We start from the raw sequence: 17,488 nt of genomic DNA, 5'->3' as shown, positions 1-17,488 counted from the left end.
ACGTTCTCTTTAAACGCAAAATTTTTAAATAGATAATGAAAGATACTAGACTCTACTTGAATAGAGTCTAGTTAGTTGTCGTCACTTTTATTTATACGCCGTCAATCAGCGTCACAAGTAGGCACAAAGTAGTATATCTGGAGGGCTTAATGGTTATTTACGTAGTATAAAAAAAACGAGGAAATCTTTTTCAAACGTCTCTTCTATATAACTATAATTTAGTTGAAATTGGAATTAAAAGGACTTGTTTGTTTACCAACAAATAATTAAAAAGATGACATATAGAAAGGAAGAGGAAGACATGCTTCATTTAGGCATTGTAGGCCAAACAAATTTAACTGATAAATGGACACATGAGTGTAAGAATAACCTCTATGATCTTATTGAAGTGAAAGACAAAGAACAGCTCGCTTACTTAGATGGCGTAGTGATTCCAATGGGAACGACAGAGCAATTAAGTCAAGTTATTGACTGGATAATTGCTTGTCGAATCAATCCAGCGGTTTTCATTTGGGTGTTCTCCGAAGTACCACTTGAAACAGAGAAAAAAATTATGATGAGTATAGGTGCGACAAACGTGATAGCTATGCCAGAAACCTTTACGTATCTATCAATGAGTATAGAGAATACGTTCGTTCGATTAGGAAATAAATATAAGGAGAAGTCAAAAAAAGAGAAAGAGACATCACGAGTAATTCAACTGAATGAACTAAATCAGTCTGTAGTTGTAAATGAAGTAGAGAAAGAGTTGACTCGAAACGAGTACAAGGTATTGTCATTACTCTATGAAAAACCAAATACTACTGTATTATACAGCACCCTAGCAAAATCGTTGTGGCCGGGAAAGGAATTTAACATTTCACGTATAGCCAATATTGTATGCCATATACGGAATAAAATAGGAAAGAACGATACCTGTTCTATTGCGACAATCCGATCAAAAGGGTATATGTTTCGCCTGAATAACTCTTGATAAAACAGATATTGAACGTCTATGTGTTCCGGGAATTTGATTAAAAAGAGAGTATTTCAGGAGACATGTTTTTTTATGTAAGGGGGGTGATACTATTTTTTAGAAGAAACCATGTCGTACATAAGAGAGGAGGAATAAAATGAAAAGAAAAAAAACTATTTTTTTTCTAGTGGGTTTGATTGCATCATTATGTGTGTATCTATATTTAGGTGCGCCACTGATTAAAGCAGATGAAATGACTCAGTCAACTACAGAAATGGCTGCAGCTATAAAATCATCTGAAACGAGTATGTCTAAGGAAGACGGTACAACGATAGATTCCGAACAGAGTATGAAAGAACCAATTCAACCAAGAATGGAAAATATTGAAGCCTATGAACTTACTGCGAATGGTACGGGAATTGTTGCTAAAAATATAGCAAAAACGATGACAGATATCCAAGGTTACAATGGCGATATTGCCGCAATCAAACAAATGATTCTCAAAGAGACAGGTGCCAAAGCATATGGGTTATCCGGGGGATCTGTAGTGGATGTCACAGACAGTATCCAAGTATCTGACTTAAAGGGACTAGAGACCGTTTCATCGAATGATTTGCAAGAATTTCATTTAACGCTAACAGTACCGGCGACTCAGTCAGGAACAGGTAGTGCGTTGAGTAGTGACGTCATCGTATACATTGGAAATGTCGCAAAGGTAAGTAATTGGAGTCAATTAGATGCTGCTCTAATGAGCAATACGGTAACAATCGTTGATGTACAAAGTTCTATGACAAATACGGCGACTGGTAGAGCAGACCGTAATCTTTCAGACAATCGGCCCAATTATGTATTACTAGGGAATGGCTATTCGCTCGATTTCATAGGCTATTCCTATAGATGGGGCACGAATACATCCATCGTGCACAAAGCAGTAGTCGATAACGTTGACCTATATGGCGGACACTACTATGGACCTGTGACAATGTGGGATCGAAATGCCTATGGTTCAAGTATTACGTACCGCAATGTAAATTATACTGGATCACAATTGACCGCTTCTTTCCAAGCTGTTCTGCGCTTTGAAGGGAAAAATGTGATTAAATCGAAAGCTACTCAGTATACATCCTATAATGGGACAGTCCGAAATATGGCTGATACAAACCAATCTGGTTTGGAGTCACACACACTAGTATTTGCATCCAATACAGATACGACTATTGAAGCAGAAAACGGAGACGGTGTGATCTTAGGTAGCTGGTATTCTGACTGGGATACGGTCGCTACTATTCAACCGTCATTAACACTTGAAGAGAATGCCACCGCTACAATTCGTACATTAGGTAATACAGGGGAAACCAACTCTTGGCAAACAAATGGAGGAAGTATTCCGTCCGTCATCAGTGTACAAAGAAATGGAAAAATCGACGTTGGGAAAAATGCTAATCTAAATGTTGAAACGGCTGATGGTACGACACGTGTACCAGTTCGTTTGGGTTATCAGGCAGCAACATCGCAATGGACAACGAGTATCAATCTTGAAGACAGTAGTAATTTCAATGTAACGATCAATGGACCAATCAGTAACACCAATTCTCGTGCGGGATTCATGCTTCAACAAAATTCAGCAATCAATGTGGGAGATAATGCAGAGATGGTCATCAATGCCAATCAAATGACCACTGGAGCACCAGTTATTTCGATGGGACAAAATGCCAAATTTGATGTCGCCCAAAAAGGAAGTCTCGTCTTGAACAAAAACGGAGGAACTGGTCGTCTTTTGGATCTTTCAACGGGATCGAAATTCCAAGTAAAAGACCAAGGTGTGACGAAATTCACTTCTACTAATGAAGGGGCCTCTACTAGTTCAATGATTTATGGTGGAAGTGGGTCATCCTTTATCATTGGTGATAAAGGAACATTTGAGTCTGTGATAAAAGATGGTACAGGCGTAAGGAATATGTTGGATTTTGGTAGTAACACGACGTTCCAGTTTTCAAACGCACAAAAAATCGATTTGGACTCACGTGGCAATACTAACGTAAATCTGATTAATATGAGGAATCCAGGTACGTTTACTGCGGATATCCAAGAGGTTTCTGCTTGGAGTAAAGCAGATGCTAGCCAAGCAACGCCAACTTTCCATTGGACACCAATGTATGGTATGTCAATCAAGTACAATGGTACTACTACAACAAGTGTAGTAGGAAATAGTATTACTAACGCTATTCAGAAAAGCTTTGTAGATAATTATCGGACAGAGAATTTTTCTAGAATTGTATACGACTATATTCCGGACGTTCTTGTAGGATTTGACCAACCAAGCGACAATAAGACACTGGAAAGTGGACAAAAACTAACGGGAACGGTCAATAATAATGCATTGATGCTCTTTTATCTTGTAACGGATGAAAGTGATCCAAGTACAGATGTCCTATTGACAGCACCTACTGTTACCTCTCCTATAGAAGGAGATACACGTAAATTTAATACGATCGCCGATAATAATGGGAAATTTACATTTGATTTACCAAGTAGTGTAACGTTAAAAGCAGGCCAAAAAATCAAAGCATACGCTTGGTTAGATGGTAAAGACAGTTATGCACTCCAAACGGTCGTAGATAAAACACCGCCCGAAGGAGAATCTGTCAACTATCAGGTTGCGTTGAACGGCCCAACACCAACTGCAGATAAATTCGTAAAAAATCCGACTGATTCCAATCCAACGCCACAAAACTTCACGTATGCATTTAATGCTGAAACGCCACAATCAACGGTCGAGGGCTTTATGAGTCAAATTGGCGAACATACAGTGAAAGTGGATTTATTCGATGAAGCAGGCAATAGGACGACCATCGTATCAAAACTTACAGTGAATAAAGTGATAGACGGTTCTGATTTTAATGCACCGTATAAGGACATTCGTGACTTATCCGATGATCAATTAAAGAGCTATATCCTTGAGCAGAGTCAATCAACGGCGTATAAAATTGTTGATGGGCAGAAAACGGATATCAGTTCTTTGATAAAAGTAACTGATTTTGGCGGATTGAATGAGACTGAAAATCTTCGACCTAAAGCATATCCAGTAACATTGACGATAAAAGCAGCAGATTCAGGATTAGCAACAGATATCTCAATAACAATCAATGTGACGGTTGTTGACATGGATGCTGTATTACGTGTTGAATTTGTGAATGAAGCGAATCAAGTGCTTTCAGGTTACACAGTAACTATCAATACAATAGTAGGCAATACCGTAGACTTAACGACAAATGATGCCGTTCAAACTCAAGTAGAAAATGTCACCGCTGCAGGGTATGACATCGCGGAACGTCCAGCTAACGAGAACGCAATCACAATCGATAATACGGCAGTTACTGTACAGTACAAGCTGCAAGGAGTCTTAAGTCTGACATCCGTGCCCAATGCCCTTGATTTTGGAACCTTGACATACGATGCAATGACTAAACGCGTGGAAGATCCATCTTTCGACGAGCAATTAGTCGTAACGGATACACGAGCAGATGCTAAAAATGGTTGGCGTATGACCGCATCTTTATCTACACCAATGCGCAACAGTGAAGGACAAGAATTGGTTAATGCCTTGCGCTATATGAATCAAGGCAAAGAAACAATATTATCTCAGGATGCACAGGTGATTTACACTAATACTAAAGGTACAGCTGGTAGTTATGCCATCAGCGATGGTTGGGGTAAAACATCTGATACAGACGGGATAAAACTCCAAATCAATTCCTCTGATACGGTATATACGGGAGATTATGTCGGCGTCATTACATGGAAAGTGATGGCAGGACAACCATAAAAGGAGAGAGGGAAATGAACTATTCACGCATTATCTTGTTCGGCTGTTCTCTGCTTCTATGGGTGGGTACAATAGTTTCTGGACCCATTGTCCAAGCTAAAGAGGGGACTGGCGGTCAAGTCAGTACGACAGGTAAGATTTCTTTTTATGAAGAAGTGACTGAACCCAGCAGCTCTGCTCCAGTGGAATCAAGCACAGCGAAGCCGACTAAACCCATTGGGAACTTTCCTAGTACTGGGGAACAAATTCGAACGTACAGTTTGATTTTAGGCGGTATGATCCTTTTATTCTTTCTCTTACTCTTTTTACGGAAGCGTAGGAAGGAGGAGCGGGAATGAGCGTAACAAAACAAACTTTTTTACTCAGTATGGTACTAATTATCGTGCTTTTCAGCAGTACTTTCAATTTGACTGCTAACGCAACACCTGCATCGTTAAATCAATCTGGAACTGTTTCAGTTGAAGGGAGCGTAGTGACGAATCCAATCGACCCTGAAAATCCAGGAGTACCTATTGATCCAGGACCAGGTCCGTCCACAGAAGGACCACTACGTATCGACTATGCATCATCTCTGGATTTTGGCGAAAGCAAAATCAGTAAAGGTACGCGTAAGTACAATGCATTAGCACAACAGTTTTTTGGAGAAACTGGACCTAGAGGTAGTTATATCCAAATTACGGATCAACAAGCGGATTCCTCTGGTTGGACACTACAAGTTAAACAAGAAACACAGTTTACCAATCAGATTATTCAAAATAAAAAGGAACAAGAACTCAAAGGAGCCGTTCTTTCCTTAGATAAAGGATGGGCGAATTCTAGCGGCACGAGCGAAGCACCAACGGTGACGCGTGAAACGATTGCGTTGAATTCTATCGGTTCAGCCTATGAAGTAGCGACAGCACGAGCTGGCAGCGGAAAAGGGGTTTGGACCATCGCATTTGGAGCGTCAGATACCAATACGAATAATCAACCACATACCTTGAGCCCTGTAGTGGATGCTTCAGGCAAACCAGTAATAGACCGCACCTACAACAAACCGGTCTATCATAATTCAGCAATCACTTTAACTGTACCAGAGTCGACGGTTATTTATCCGGTCGAATATCAAACGGAGTTAACTTGGATATTAGCCAAGTTGCCTTAATAGATTACACACATTTTAGGAGGAAAAACAATATGAAAGCAAGAAGTCTTTGTACAACAACATTAGCAGCAATCTTAGGAGTAGCGGTGGTAGGAACAGCATCCCCTGCTTTTGCAGCACCAACAGAATTAAGTTCAACAGGAAATGTAACTGTAGAAGAAGGAACAGCTGGTGGTGGTAACCAAGGAACGGTCGATCCAGAAAATCCTGACCAAACATTACCAACACCAGATCCAGACTCTCCAGGAGAAAATACAAACCCAGATACTGGTTCCCTAGTGATTGAAAAAACAACAAATTTAGACTTTGGAACAATTAAAACATCAGCGAATACTGTAACAAGTTTTGCGAAACCAATGAGTTTTGAAAGTGGTGCGAAAACGCGTGGCGCATACGTACAATGGGCAGATGTTCGTGCGGGAGGAACATACGGTTATACAGTGACCGCTCAATTATCAAGCCAATTCAAAGATAGTACAGGAACAAACGTATTGACAGGGTCAACAATTGATTTCAGTAATGGAATAATTGCTGCACAAGGCGACAATACAAATACAGTACCATCAAGTGCACAAACTGCTTTTCAACTAACGGAAGCAGCGAATGATGCCAAAACAATCGTAACGGCAAGCAAAGATAAAAAAGAAGGTAAAGGTCGTTATGCAATGGAATTTGGTCAAAGTAAAGATTCAACTGTGGGTGTCGCAGGTACTGATGCGAATTCAGTGAAATTAACTGTTCCAGCCGCTACAGCTTCAAACATGGCAGCAACAAATTATACTGCAACAGTCACATGGAAAATTACTGCTGCACCAGCTGCAGAAGAAACACCAGAAGTAACGCCAGAAGGATAAGCATGATCTTCGATTTTTGCAGAGGAACAAGTTTAACTTGTTCCTCTGTGTACATAGAAAATATACTTTAGAATAGACGAGGTTAGTTATGAAATCACATACAGTATCTACAAAACATTGGGTGAGTATTTTCTTGAGTGTCATGGTTATTGGTCTCTTTTTTTTACAAGCAGTTCCTAGTTATTCCGCTGCTGAGAATCCAGCAGGTGCTACAGGTTTTACCTACAGTATCACTTTTCCCGACAATCAAGTAGATAAAGAATTAGGCTATTATCAATTAAAAATGACACCAGGCCAGCATCAAAAATTAGCAATTGCCTTAAGCAATCCCAGTGATGAAAAAGTGACCATTGATGTGAAAGTCAATGGAGCAAAAACCAATCAAAATGGGGTCATTGAATATGGGGAGTCTACGATCAAAAACGATCCGTCTCTAAAATTTGACTTTACAGAGTTGGTAAAAGCACCAGAATCTGTCGATCTAGCGCCAGGAGAAACCAAAAACTTAGAGTTGACAATTGATATGCCAGAAACCAGCTATGATGGCGTTATAGCTGGGGGTGTTCAATTGATGCGTGCTGGCCAAACAAATGCCGCAACAGACGGTGGAGGATCGAAAATCATCAATCAATATGCCTATGTTATTGGGATGGTTTTACAAGAAACTGAGACCAAGATAGATCCTGATTTGACTCTAAACAACGTCAAAGCTGGGCAAAGCAATTATCGTAATGCAATTTTCGTCAATTTTTCTAATGTGATGGCTGCGTATTTAAATAATATGACTGTTGAAGTACAAATTACAGAAAAAGGAAAGGAAACGGTATTATACGAACGCAAACAAACAGCGATGCGGATGGCACCAAACTCATTTATTGATTTTCCAGTCAGTATGAATGGAGAGCGAATGGTTCCAGGCGATTATGAAGCGGATATCCTAGTTACTTCAGGGAAAAAAAAATGGACATGGAAAAAGGAGTTTAAGATTACAGATGAGGATGCCAACAAATTTAATGAACGCGATGTAGGTCTGGTTCAAGAAAAAGGATTAGACTGGAAATTGATTCTACTAATCGTTGCAGCCTTTCTCATATTGATCATTCTGCTCTTTATTCTTCTACGTTTTCTTCGAAAAAAGAAACAAACCAAAGAGGACATAGCCAAAAGAGCACGTAAAAAAAAGAAAAAACAAGTAACTGAACTGACAAGCAACAAACGAAAGAAGCCAAAGAATTAATGGAGTATAGGAGCTGAAGAGAGTGTCTATCGTAGATTGGATTTTCGTTACAGGTATCGCACTAACGATCGTTGCACTCCTAGGATCCGCCTATTTTTTGGTACAGATCTTACGAACATCGCAGCAGATTCGCCGGCTACCAGTCAGACGAATAAAAAATAAGAAAAAACGACGTTTTATAGCGCGCAAACGTCAAAAGTTGATAAATAAGAGGAAACGAAGCCTTAGATATTGCCTTATTCTATTGGTAGTGACGGTTCTATTTGGTGGAGCATCTGGCTATCTTTCCTACTATCAATCAATGAATTTGACAACAGATGATTCGGATTCTGTGGTTAAAGGGTATTATCTATTGCGTGATTTTGAACAACAGATCACGATTGCTAAAGAAAAGGGCGATGACGAAGAAAAAATGCAAAAAAATATTCGGTATCTTGCTACCGCAATGGCAAGTTACGGATCGAAAACGGCAAGTACGTCTAATTCGCAAGAAGGGCAGTTGACATTGAATCGCTATTATAATGCCGTCAAACAATTAGGGATGAATGCCAGTACTCAAACCAAAAATTTTTATGGTAATGACGCTGTTGTGGACGATTTTTTAGAAGACATCAAAAAGGTACAGACGTATGAAAAAGCAGCATTCGCTTATTATAATGTGGATGAGTCTGCCTTCTCACAAGAGAAATAAATGGAGTGAGAAACGATGAAACAACGTCCGATACCTAAAAAAAAGAACACGACTAAAGTTAGTCGTAACACCCGTATACCATCTAGTGGGAAAAGACGCAGTCCTTCAAGAGACAAGCGAGTCTCTAAGCAAAAGTGGCGCAGGCGCAGGTGGCAGATAAAAGAATTCTTTCTAGCCGTGACTTTAGTTAGTATAGTAGCTATTGGAGTAAGTGTCTTCTTCATCAGCATCCTAACAGTTCGCGGTTATAGTATGGTTCCGACATTGCGTGAAGGAGACAAGGTATTAATTCAAAAAAAAACAACGTTTCGCCGATTTGACATAGTCGCATACACTGTCGGAGACGGAGAACCGCAGATTCGACGAATCATCGGATTACCAGGAGAGACAATCCGATATACTCAGGATACGTTGTTTGTGAATGAGCAACCAGTGGATGAAAAATTTTTGGTAGACGAAATCAATGAAAGTCAAAAAAATGGGCGTGATTATACAGAAGATTTTGAGCAACAGCCGATTGTGATTCCAGAGGGGTATTATTTTGTACTAGGGGATAATCGACCCTATGCGACGGATAGCCGGCATTACGGATTGGTTGCGGAAAAGCGTTTCCTTGGTAAAGTGACCACACAGTTGTTTCCGTTTAATGAAATCAAAGCATTTTAAACTATAGTGAGGTCAGAATATAGGCTCCATTAATAAAAATAGCAAGTTGAAAATTTTTCTCAATTTTCAACCTGCTATTTTTGAATTAATGGGAGAATTATCCTTTAGGCTGTTGAAATAACTAAAAGAAAGTTTAATTTTAAAGTATTTATGAAATCTTGTTTAGATAATAAATAGTAACGGTTGTTTCTACTACCTCATGAAATATTAAGCATTCATCAATGAATAGATAGCGTATTTTGGTAAGTATAATGGAAGGAAGTAAACAAGATTTATGTTATCAGTTTTGAACAGCAATCATAGAAAAAACGAGAGATGATTTATTAAAAGCCCCTTTCCAAGAGGACCAACCATTAACAATCCCTAAAAATCCCTCAAAACCTTATATTTTCTTTCGCTTTTTTGGTATGATAAACCTATCTAAAAAAAGTGAGGAAAAAACTATGAGTGAATCACAAATAACCAAAAAAGCTATCTCATCGGCACTGATCGAACTATGCGATAAAAAGTTGTTTAGTAAAATCAGCGTTCAAGATATCACCAAAGAAGTCGGTTTGAATCGCCAAACTTTTTATTACCATTTTACTGACAAACAGGATCTCTTGCGCTGGATATATACTCACGATGCATTGATTTATCTGGATTCACCAGATATCAGTATCGACAATTGGGAAGAGCAAGCCTTAAAAATGTTAAAAGCAATCCAAGCTAAAAGTGATTTCTACTATAATACAGTTAGTTCTGATTCAGATATTTTAAGAAAGTGTTTTTCAGCGATCACGAATAGACTATTTATCAATTTATTCGATCAAATGGATAAAGAAAATCAATTGCTTCCAGAAGATAAAATCTTCTATGCTCGTTTTTTTTCATACGGATGCAGTGGTGTCTTAATCGATTGGATATTAGGTAGTTATAAAGAGTCACCGCTAGAAATCGCTACACAATTATTCCGACTAGCTAAAGACACAGAGTTTTTCTCGTATCGTTTATACGCCCAAGAAAACGAACTATTGTGACAAATTGTCCATAGTGTCTAAAAAGAAGACGAAATGGAAAGGCTATCACAAGACATTTACATGAAATCATTGTACGCTAGATTCATAAATTGAATCGGAGGGATTTTCATGAAAAAAAGACATATTGGATTAGCAGCAGCTGGTGCATTAGGCGCGGCTTATCTTGCTAAAAAAGTAGCCGCTGAAAAGAAAGACGAAAAAGTTGCTGAAGTGGAAGAAGAGATCAACAGCCGTTATTATGGAGACAAACAAGTTTATCTAATTGGCGGCGGGATTGCGACAATGGCAGCAGCAGCTTACTTGATTCGTGATGCAAACTTTAATGGAAAAAATATCCATGTGATCGAAGGCATGAAAATACTTGGTGGTAGTAATGATGGAATAGGGACAAACGAAAAAGGGTTTGTCGCACGTGGTGGTCGTATGTTGAATGAAGAAACTTATGAAAATTTCTGGGAACTATTTGCTAGCATTCCTTCCCTTGAATGGCCAAACCATAGTGTAACAGAAGAAATTTTGAATTTTGATCATTTACATCCTACTCACGCACAAGCACGTTTAGTGACAAAAGACCAAGAAATCCTTGACGCTCACACAATGGGCTTTGACAATGAAGATCGTTTAGCGATGACAAAATTATTAGCAGCTTCTGAAGAAAGTTTAGATGGTGTAACGATCGAAGAGTGGTTTGGTCCTCATTTCTTTGAAACCAACTTCTGGTACATGTGGCAAACAACTTTTGCTTTCCAAAAATGGAGCAGTGCCTTTGAATTACGCCGTTATATGAATCGGATGATTTTAGAATTTTCTCGAATTGATACCTTAGAAGGAGTTACTCGTACACCTTTAAATCAATATGATAGCGTGATTTTACCATTAAAAGCATTTTTAGAAAAACATGGGGTAGACTTTACCTTAAATGAAGACGTGGTAGATTTAGAATTTAAACCAGGTTCTGAAATCACTGTAACTGCATTAAAACTGGGAAATGGTGAAACCATCGAACTAAATGAAGAAGATGTTGTGATCATGACCAACGGAACGATGACAGATAGTTCAACAGAAGGTGATTGGAGCACACCAGCACCAAAAGTGACGGAAGAATCACGTTCTGCACGTCTATGGCGCAATATTGCCAAGAAAAAAGCAGGATTAGGTAATCCTGAACCATTCTTTGGTAATGAAGCTGAAACGAACTGGGAAAGTTTTACTGTTACTTGTCGAGGGGATAAGTTATTAAAACGAATCGAAGAGTTTTCCGGCAATATTCCTGGATCAGGTGCTTTGATGACGTTGAAAGATTCTAGTTGGTTGATGAGTACCGTTGTTGCGGCTCAACCTCATTTTAAAAATCAAGATCCTGACACGACTATTTTCTGGGGCTACGGTATTTACACAGATAAAGTTGGTGATTATGTGAAAAAACCAATGCGTGATTGTACTGGGGAAGAAATTTTATATGAATGGATCTGTCAAATGGGCTGGCAAGCAGATTGGGATGAAATCATTAAAGATGTGGTGAATGTGATTCCTGCCTACATGCCATATATTGATGCACAGTTCCAACCACGTAAAATGACAGATCGTCCGCAAGTTGTTCCTGAAAATAGCACAAACTTTGCAATGGTCAGTCAATTTGTGGAAATTCCAAAAGATATGGTCTTTACAGAAGAGTACTCTGTTCGAGCTGCAAGAATTGCGGTTTATACACTGTTTGATATTGATAAGGAAATCATTCCTGTTACACCGTATAATCGTGATCCAAAAGTGCTGGCAAAAGCTGCACAAACGATGCTTAGATAAACTAAATTGCTTAAGAGCGTGGGACAAAACGAAAACTCAGTTTTGTTTCGCGCTCTTAATTCGAGTAAACGGCGAGAAAAAAGCAGATCCTTCGGAAATAAGCTTTTGTCTCGTCCTCTTTTTTCGTGAAAAGTAGAGTCAAAACTATATAGGGTCATTGGACTAGAAAAATCTCAGTCTTTAGATGGATGTATCTCTCAAGAGAAACAAGTACAATAAAATAGTAGAGAACGAACCAAGAGAAAAATACGAGATAAAGTTAAAAAAGATTGGGGAAATGAATCATGAAGCGTTTATTTAAAACAGTTGTATTTGAGATGAGTTTGTATTATGGGTTGATGGCACTTGTTTTGCCTTTGATTTACGCCGTTACCTATCATGTAGCTTTTATATCTGTTTTCAACGTAGAATGGTTTGCAGTAACGCTGTTCATGTACCCCATTGTACTTGTATTATCTGCAATTCGTTATAGTTATGGTCGAATGAGAAGGACAAGTCGCTTATAGATAGAATTAAAATAAGCTAGGAGAGAAGTTAACACTTCCGTCCTAGCTTATTTTGAAATATTATAACGTCAATTGTTCCATGTTAAACGCATCTGTCATCGCCTGTGTTGCTTCTTTCATCGGTGTAACAGTTTCTAATTCACCTTGTACAGCGATTCGAGTCGTAGCGTACATATCGCCACATGTAATCAAGGTGATCATTTTTTTGCCTGGAACATCATCGATCAACTCAACTCTAGAAGGATCGATTTTTTCAACATAAGTAATCTTATATGTATAAACATTATTTAAGTCAGTTGTATAAATCAATTCACCAGGTTTTGAGTATTCTAGGGGTGAAAATAATGAAATCATATCCTGTACCCGATGACTGGCAAGAGCGTAGTTTCCTTTGCCCATTTCTTGATCAGGTTTCATCGTTCCTGCACCAGTTAGTAAAACAACATTGTCTAAACCACGAAAAATCGGTAAGTTGATTTTTACATCAGGCAATGCAACTGCACCAACAACAGGTAGATTTTTATTGGCTAGCTGCGCTTTAAGAACAGCTTCGGTACTAAGCGATTCAACTGCTTCAAAATCAAAAGAAGTATCTGTTTGATTATTTTTTGCAACGATCTCAGGTGTTAACTTCTCCACTGCGTACTCTTTGCCGTTTTGTTGAATCAACCAATTTCTGATTTGTGTATTAAAAACTAAAGCTAAACCAACAACCAATAATAAAAATAAAAAGATATTGATTAGCCAATTTCTCTTTTTAGATTTTTTCTTTTTAGGGCGTTCTTTTCTTGAGGCCATATGCTTCCTCCTTTTTCTTTTAAGTGTATCATAAATCAAATTGAAACCCTAGTTTAAAATCTTTATTTTTTTCTAAATATTATTATTTAAAAGGATCCTTAAAAATAGGGTACGCGAATGCTATTTTTAGACGTTTATCCGCTATCTACTATAGATTGTTGCTCCTTTTTAACTGTTTGTAACTGAATCTTAAAATAAAAGACACAAGCTTTTTTTGCTAAAATATTGTAAAATGAAAGAGAAGACAATTGATAGGGGTGATAGAACAAATGTTGGAATTGATTTATGTACATATTGATATGACAAGTAATGCAGTATTATCAAAAGGAATCACACATACAGATTTTACGCGCTCTATTGTTCATCACCCTAAGAACCTGCTTTTACTGAACCCTTCTGCTGAAGAAGGCGAGTATGATATGCATAGTGGCTTGAAGATCATTCGTGGGCAAGAGAATGTCGAACAGTATTTCTCTATTGCTCATCGTCGCAAGATAAACGAAGAAATCAAATGGATCGATTTTTCAGATGTGACAATGCTCAAGGAATTAACGCCAATGGAAATTTCAGAGTTGCTTTACTTTGGTCATATGAAAACAAGCTTACATTCGCCTTTTTTTTATAAATTACAAAATGATTTCGTTTTTTTTGAATTTGTGGACCATATGACTAGAGTTTACTATCGCTATATTGACGAATTTTATCGTATTTTAGCTGATAAAATCACTCGGGTGATCTTAGAGAAGGTCAATGATCGCAAGACATTTTTCAAACGTGGGATTCCAGTTGAGAAGCTCGATGGCGAATTATTGAAGGAAATGAAACCGATTTTGCAAGAAGGCGTTGTTTTTTGTTTTGATCAGATGGATATCAAAGGCAAAGAATACCATATTCCAATTCATGTGGTAGAAGATTCTTTATGGAAAACCAAGAATTTCGCTTACCGAAAGGAACCCGTAATTGCTATATTGATTTATAATACAGCTAAACGGACTTGGCGTTTAATGCAAGAAGATGAATTTGGCTTTATCGAATTACCGAGACAGGCTTAACTAAAATAACAAAGAAGAGGCTCTTTACCAACATTAGTTGGCAAAGAGCCTCTTTTATTGAATTTATCCTTCTAGGCCGTGTCATCACAGATCAACTCGTTTTTTTTGGTCATCTTTACTTTCTTTATCTTTCAATGCATCTTCGATTTCTTTATGCAAGAAATAGGAAATAACCGTTCTGATCACAACTAAAATCGCTAGTTTTAAAATATCTTGAAAAGTCGGTTTGATGATCGACTCAATAATATCTGCAGCAATTAAAATTTCTAAACTAAGTAAGATATAACTACCTAGAAAACTTTTAATAAAGTTGTTTTGTCGAGCCATTACAACACGGTTTCGATCGGTACGTTCACTTTTCAGGAAATCGATACCCGCCATAATAACACCCCAAATCAAGACGACAATCGAAAAAATATTCAACGCTAAAATAAATAAGTCAAAGAAAGGAATCAAGTTGTCCATAATGTTTTGAGCTAGGTCGTGCATAGAAGAAACCTCCTTTGGGCTAATTAGTTTGGTTCGTTGTTTTTTTTGCAGAAACGATCAGCATCATTGGTCTACGCAACTCATCACGCATCTCAGTATTGGCCGCTAACATTTCAGGAGCTGGCATCGGTTCAATCAAATGAGTGAGTTGAAAACCATTGATTAACAGCCCGTTTATGTAAGTAGTCAATGTTTTATGGTATTTTAAGACCTGCTCGCCTAAGAAACTGGTTTCACGAATGCTTTCGTCGAAGTAGCGATCAACTGGCCAGTAAAGTGGCTGACCGTTTTGATCATAAATCCATTCTTGCGTTCCTTGTGCTGAGAAAATCGGATGCTCTGTGGAAAAAATAAAATCGCCGTTAGGTTTTAAACAGTCATTGACTTTTTTTGCAATTGTATCAAAAGAAGAAACATAATGAAGTGATAAGGAACTGATCACGATATCAAACGTTTCATTTAAAGTATCAATTTCTTCCATACTCATTAAAAGGTAGCTGATTTTTGAAGAATCAGTCATGGCTTGGGCTCTTTCAATCATTCGCTCAGATAAATCAATGCCAATGACTTTTTCCGCACCCTGTTCCACTGCATAACGACAATGCCAACCATAGCCGCAGCCAAGATCAAGGACTGTTCTTCCAGTGAAGTCAGGTAATAGTTTTTTTAACTCATACCATTCTCCAGCACCTTCAAGACCTTTTTTTGAACGAGTCATTTGACTGTAAGCATCAAAAAAATGAGGATTATCGTATTCATTTTTCATATTATGTCTCCTTTAAACCAGCGTTCATGTTATCCCTTTTATTGTAGCAGATTGTTCAAATAATACCCATAAAAGAGAATTCAATGAAATATTATTGAAAGGTATGACCGTACTGGCTAAGTACATGGATAGCTTTTTCTTTATCCCTATTTTTAATCAGAAGGTAATCAGTATTATAAGTAGATAAAGCAAAAATTGAAATTAGATTTTCAGCTAATGGATTGGCTAACTGAGTCAAAATACCAACGAGAGAAAAATCCAACTCGCCGACGACCTGGATAATGAACCAGTTACTATCAATAGATAAAGCGTCTTTTGTTTCGATGGTTGCTGTCGGTACAACAAGAGAACACTCTTCTTTGGTGTAGGTAATGCTTTTGAACGTGTCTATTTTATAAAAGAAAGTGGGGATTTCAGCATGAGCAGGTAATTTTAAAATTGTATAATCGATAGAATCTAATAGCTTGAGTTGCATAGGATACCTCCATTTATTTAAAGTAGAATCTGTAGAAAAACTTGAGAACCATAAATATCAGGCAACTCACTATAAATATTTTGAAACCCAGCTTCTTTGCATAATACCTTGGTGAAAGCCTGATCTTCATTGACGATGATCATCAGTTCATCAATAGTCGGAAACTGTTGTCGGACGAAGGCTGGTAATAATTGAACCGCTTGTTGGACATAGCCATTCCTTAAATGACGATAATCAGTTGAGAGATCTTGTACTAATAAACAGTTTTTATTTGTAGAGTAAAAGCTGCCACCGTTGGCTTCATAAAGGGTTAAAAAAGCTACTAAATAGTCGCCTTCAAAAGCAAGAATAGCGTGTCGCAGTGGATCTTTTTTTATTAAAGCTGTAGCTATTTTAGGTTCACGAACGTAGCGCATTTTTTTTTCTGATAAGCAGTAATTATGAATAAGTGTTTCGTGGGTATCTTCATACATGGTTAGATACATGATCGTTCCTCCTGCCTTACGTAATGTTTCTTTTAGCCGATAGGAAAATAACGATTCCTCTATAGCTAGTATAACTTTTTTGACGGCACTTGTGCAGTTGATTTATAGTATTTTTTTCATTGGGGTAAAAATAATTCCATCAATTTCCTGCTGAATGTCTGTAGGGCTAAAGCTTAGATGTTTGTAAGCTTTAATTGCGTAAGGGGAAGAGTTGAGTGTCAGTTCTGAAATATTGTGAAATGTTTGGCAGTATGTCGCAACGGTTTCCACAAGTCGGCGTGCAATCCCTTGTTTGTGATAGGCTTTGTCTACAAAAAGTAAGGAGATATGGTTTGGTAGACGCAATGCAATCATTCCTGTTATTTTTGATTCATCGGAGAAATGGGACCAAATCATCAATTCTTTGGCAACTAGTTGTTGAGTGATTTCATCAAAAGTGATAAATTGTTTGAAACGTTCGATCCCTTCATTAGCGTAATCAGGTGCTTCAAATTCTTGGAAAACTGAGTGAACAAGTGTGAGTGCTTCTTTAAGCTGAGCTCCATTTGTAGATAAGAGCGGTTTGATTGTGTTGTTCATAGTATCCTCCAATGCTTCTTTTTGTTCATTTTATCACAAAAAGATCGATTCAAATCACATGATTGGAGAAAATGCTTGTTCTCCTAGCCAATGGATGAGCGAAATGGTAGAGAGAATTGATCTTTAAATAAAAAAATTAGAGA

General features: G+C 37.9%; 18 protein-coding genes. 12 read left to right on the top strand and 6 right to left on the bottom strand.

All coding sequences use genetic code 11. The annotated features are described in order from the left end of the window. The first annotated feature begins 301 nt into the window (after window positions 1-301). The 11 genes from BCR24_RS09635 to BCR24_RS09585 all read left to right on the top strand — a co-directional run bounded on the left by BCR24_RS09635 (window position 302) and on the right by BCR24_RS09585 (window position 12,701). Window positions 302-973, top strand: coding sequence for a winged helix-turn-helix domain-containing protein (locus tag BCR24_RS09635; protein WP_069640339.1), 672 nt, complete (start codon window positions 302-304; stop codon window positions 971-973). 139 nt (window positions 974-1,112) lie between these two features. Next, on the top strand, window positions 1,113-4,781 hold the full coding sequence (locus tag BCR24_RS09630) for a pectate lyase-like adhesive domain-containing protein (protein ID WP_069640338.1): 3,669 nt from the start codon (window positions 1,113-1,115) through the stop codon (window positions 4,779-4,781). A gap of 14 nt (window positions 4,782-4,795) precedes the next feature. Beyond that, window positions 4,796-5,119 (top strand): EF2685/EF0750 family sortase-dependent surface protein, encoded by a 324-nt coding sequence (locus BCR24_RS09625; RefSeq protein WP_069640337.1) that lies wholly within the window; start codon window positions 4,796-4,798, stop codon window positions 5,117-5,119. After that, window positions 5,116-5,925 (top strand): WxL domain-containing protein, encoded by an 810-nt coding sequence (locus BCR24_RS09620; RefSeq protein ID WP_069640336.1) that lies wholly within the window; start codon window positions 5,116-5,118, stop codon window positions 5,923-5,925. The genes BCR24_RS09625 and BCR24_RS09620 overlap by 4 nt, the downstream gene beginning before the upstream one ends. A 32-nt stretch (window positions 5,926-5,957) precedes the next feature. Continuing rightward, entirely contained in the window at window positions 5,958-6,779 is an 822-nt protein-coding gene (locus BCR24_RS09615) for a WxL domain-containing protein (protein ID WP_069640335.1), read from the top strand. An 88-nt stretch (window positions 6,780-6,867) separates the two neighbouring features. Next, window positions 6,868-8,016, top strand: a complete 1,149-nt coding sequence (locus BCR24_RS09610) for a WxLIP family cell surface protein (protein WP_069640334.1) — start codon at window positions 6,868-6,870, stop codon at window positions 8,014-8,016. 22 nt (window positions 8,017-8,038) lie between these two features. Further along, on the top strand, window positions 8,039-8,707 hold the full coding sequence (locus tag BCR24_RS09605) for a hypothetical protein (RefSeq protein WP_069640333.1): 669 nt from the start codon (window positions 8,039-8,041) through the stop codon (window positions 8,705-8,707). 15 nt (window positions 8,708-8,722) lie between these two features. Next, window positions 8,723-9,373, top strand: coding sequence for a signal peptidase I (gene lepB / locus BCR24_RS09600; protein ID WP_069640332.1), 651 nt, complete (start codon window positions 8,723-8,725; stop codon window positions 9,371-9,373). Window positions 9,374-9,816: 443 nt separating this feature from the next. Continuing rightward, window positions 9,817-10,392 (top strand): TetR/AcrR family transcriptional regulator, encoded by a 576-nt coding sequence (locus tag BCR24_RS09595; protein WP_069640331.1) that lies wholly within the window; start codon window positions 9,817-9,819, stop codon window positions 10,390-10,392. A 108-nt stretch (window positions 10,393-10,500) separates the two neighbouring features. Beyond that, window positions 10,501-12,195 (top strand): oleate hydratase, encoded by a 1,695-nt coding sequence (locus tag BCR24_RS09590; protein WP_069640330.1) that lies wholly within the window; start codon window positions 10,501-10,503, stop codon window positions 12,193-12,195. A 284-nt stretch (window positions 12,196-12,479) separates the two neighbouring features. Beyond that, window positions 12,480-12,701, top strand: a complete 222-nt coding sequence (locus BCR24_RS09585; RefSeq protein WP_069640329.1) for a hypothetical protein — start codon at window positions 12,480-12,482, stop codon at window positions 12,699-12,701. 60 nt (window positions 12,702-12,761) lie between these two features. On the opposite strand, the gene BCR24_RS09580 is transcribed toward BCR24_RS09585, so the two are convergent. Further along, entirely contained in the window at window positions 12,762-13,499 is a 738-nt protein-coding gene (locus tag BCR24_RS09580) for a class A sortase (protein WP_069640328.1), read from the bottom strand. Window positions 13,500-13,768: 269 nt separating this feature from the next. Here BCR24_RS09580 and BCR24_RS09575 point away from each other — a divergent pair, with 269 nt between their 5' ends. After that, a complete protein-coding gene (locus tag BCR24_RS09575) occupies window positions 13,769-14,551 on the top strand; it encodes a hypothetical protein (RefSeq protein ID WP_083244374.1) in 783 nt (260 codons plus the stop codon). A gap of 84 nt (window positions 14,552-14,635) precedes the next feature. Here the strand turns inward: BCR24_RS09575 and BCR24_RS09570 are convergent, their stop codons facing one another. From BCR24_RS09570 to BCR24_RS09550, 5 genes are all read right to left on the bottom strand, one after another. Continuing rightward, a complete protein-coding gene (locus tag BCR24_RS09570) occupies window positions 14,636-15,040 on the bottom strand; it encodes a DUF1622 domain-containing protein (protein WP_069640326.1) in 405 nt (134 codons plus the stop codon). Window positions 15,041-15,059: 19 nt separating this feature from the next. Next, a complete protein-coding gene (locus BCR24_RS09565) occupies window positions 15,060-15,806 on the bottom strand; it encodes a class I SAM-dependent methyltransferase (protein WP_069640325.1) in 747 nt (248 codons plus the stop codon). 91 nt (window positions 15,807-15,897) lie between these two features. Continuing rightward, on the bottom strand, window positions 15,898-16,281 hold the full coding sequence (locus tag BCR24_RS09560; protein ID WP_069640324.1) for an ACT domain-containing protein: 384 nt from the start codon (window positions 16,279-16,281) through the stop codon (window positions 15,898-15,900). Window positions 16,282-16,298: 17 nt separating this feature from the next. Further along, a complete protein-coding gene (locus tag BCR24_RS09555) occupies window positions 16,299-16,766 on the bottom strand; it encodes a GNAT family N-acetyltransferase (RefSeq protein WP_069640323.1) in 468 nt (155 codons plus the stop codon). 102 nt (window positions 16,767-16,868) lie between these two features. Next, window positions 16,869-17,345, bottom strand: coding sequence for a GNAT family N-acetyltransferase (locus BCR24_RS09550; RefSeq protein WP_069640322.1), 477 nt, complete (start codon window positions 17,343-17,345; stop codon window positions 16,869-16,871). Between the last annotated feature and the right edge of the window lie 143 nt (window positions 17,346-17,488).

It is taken from the genome of Enterococcus ureilyticus (assembly GCF_001730315.1).
GTDB classification, from domain to species: domain Bacteria; phylum Bacillota; class Bacilli; order Lactobacillales; family Enterococcaceae; genus Enterococcus_L; species Enterococcus_L ureilyticus.
This window is presented reverse-complemented; position numbering and strand designations above follow the sequence as displayed.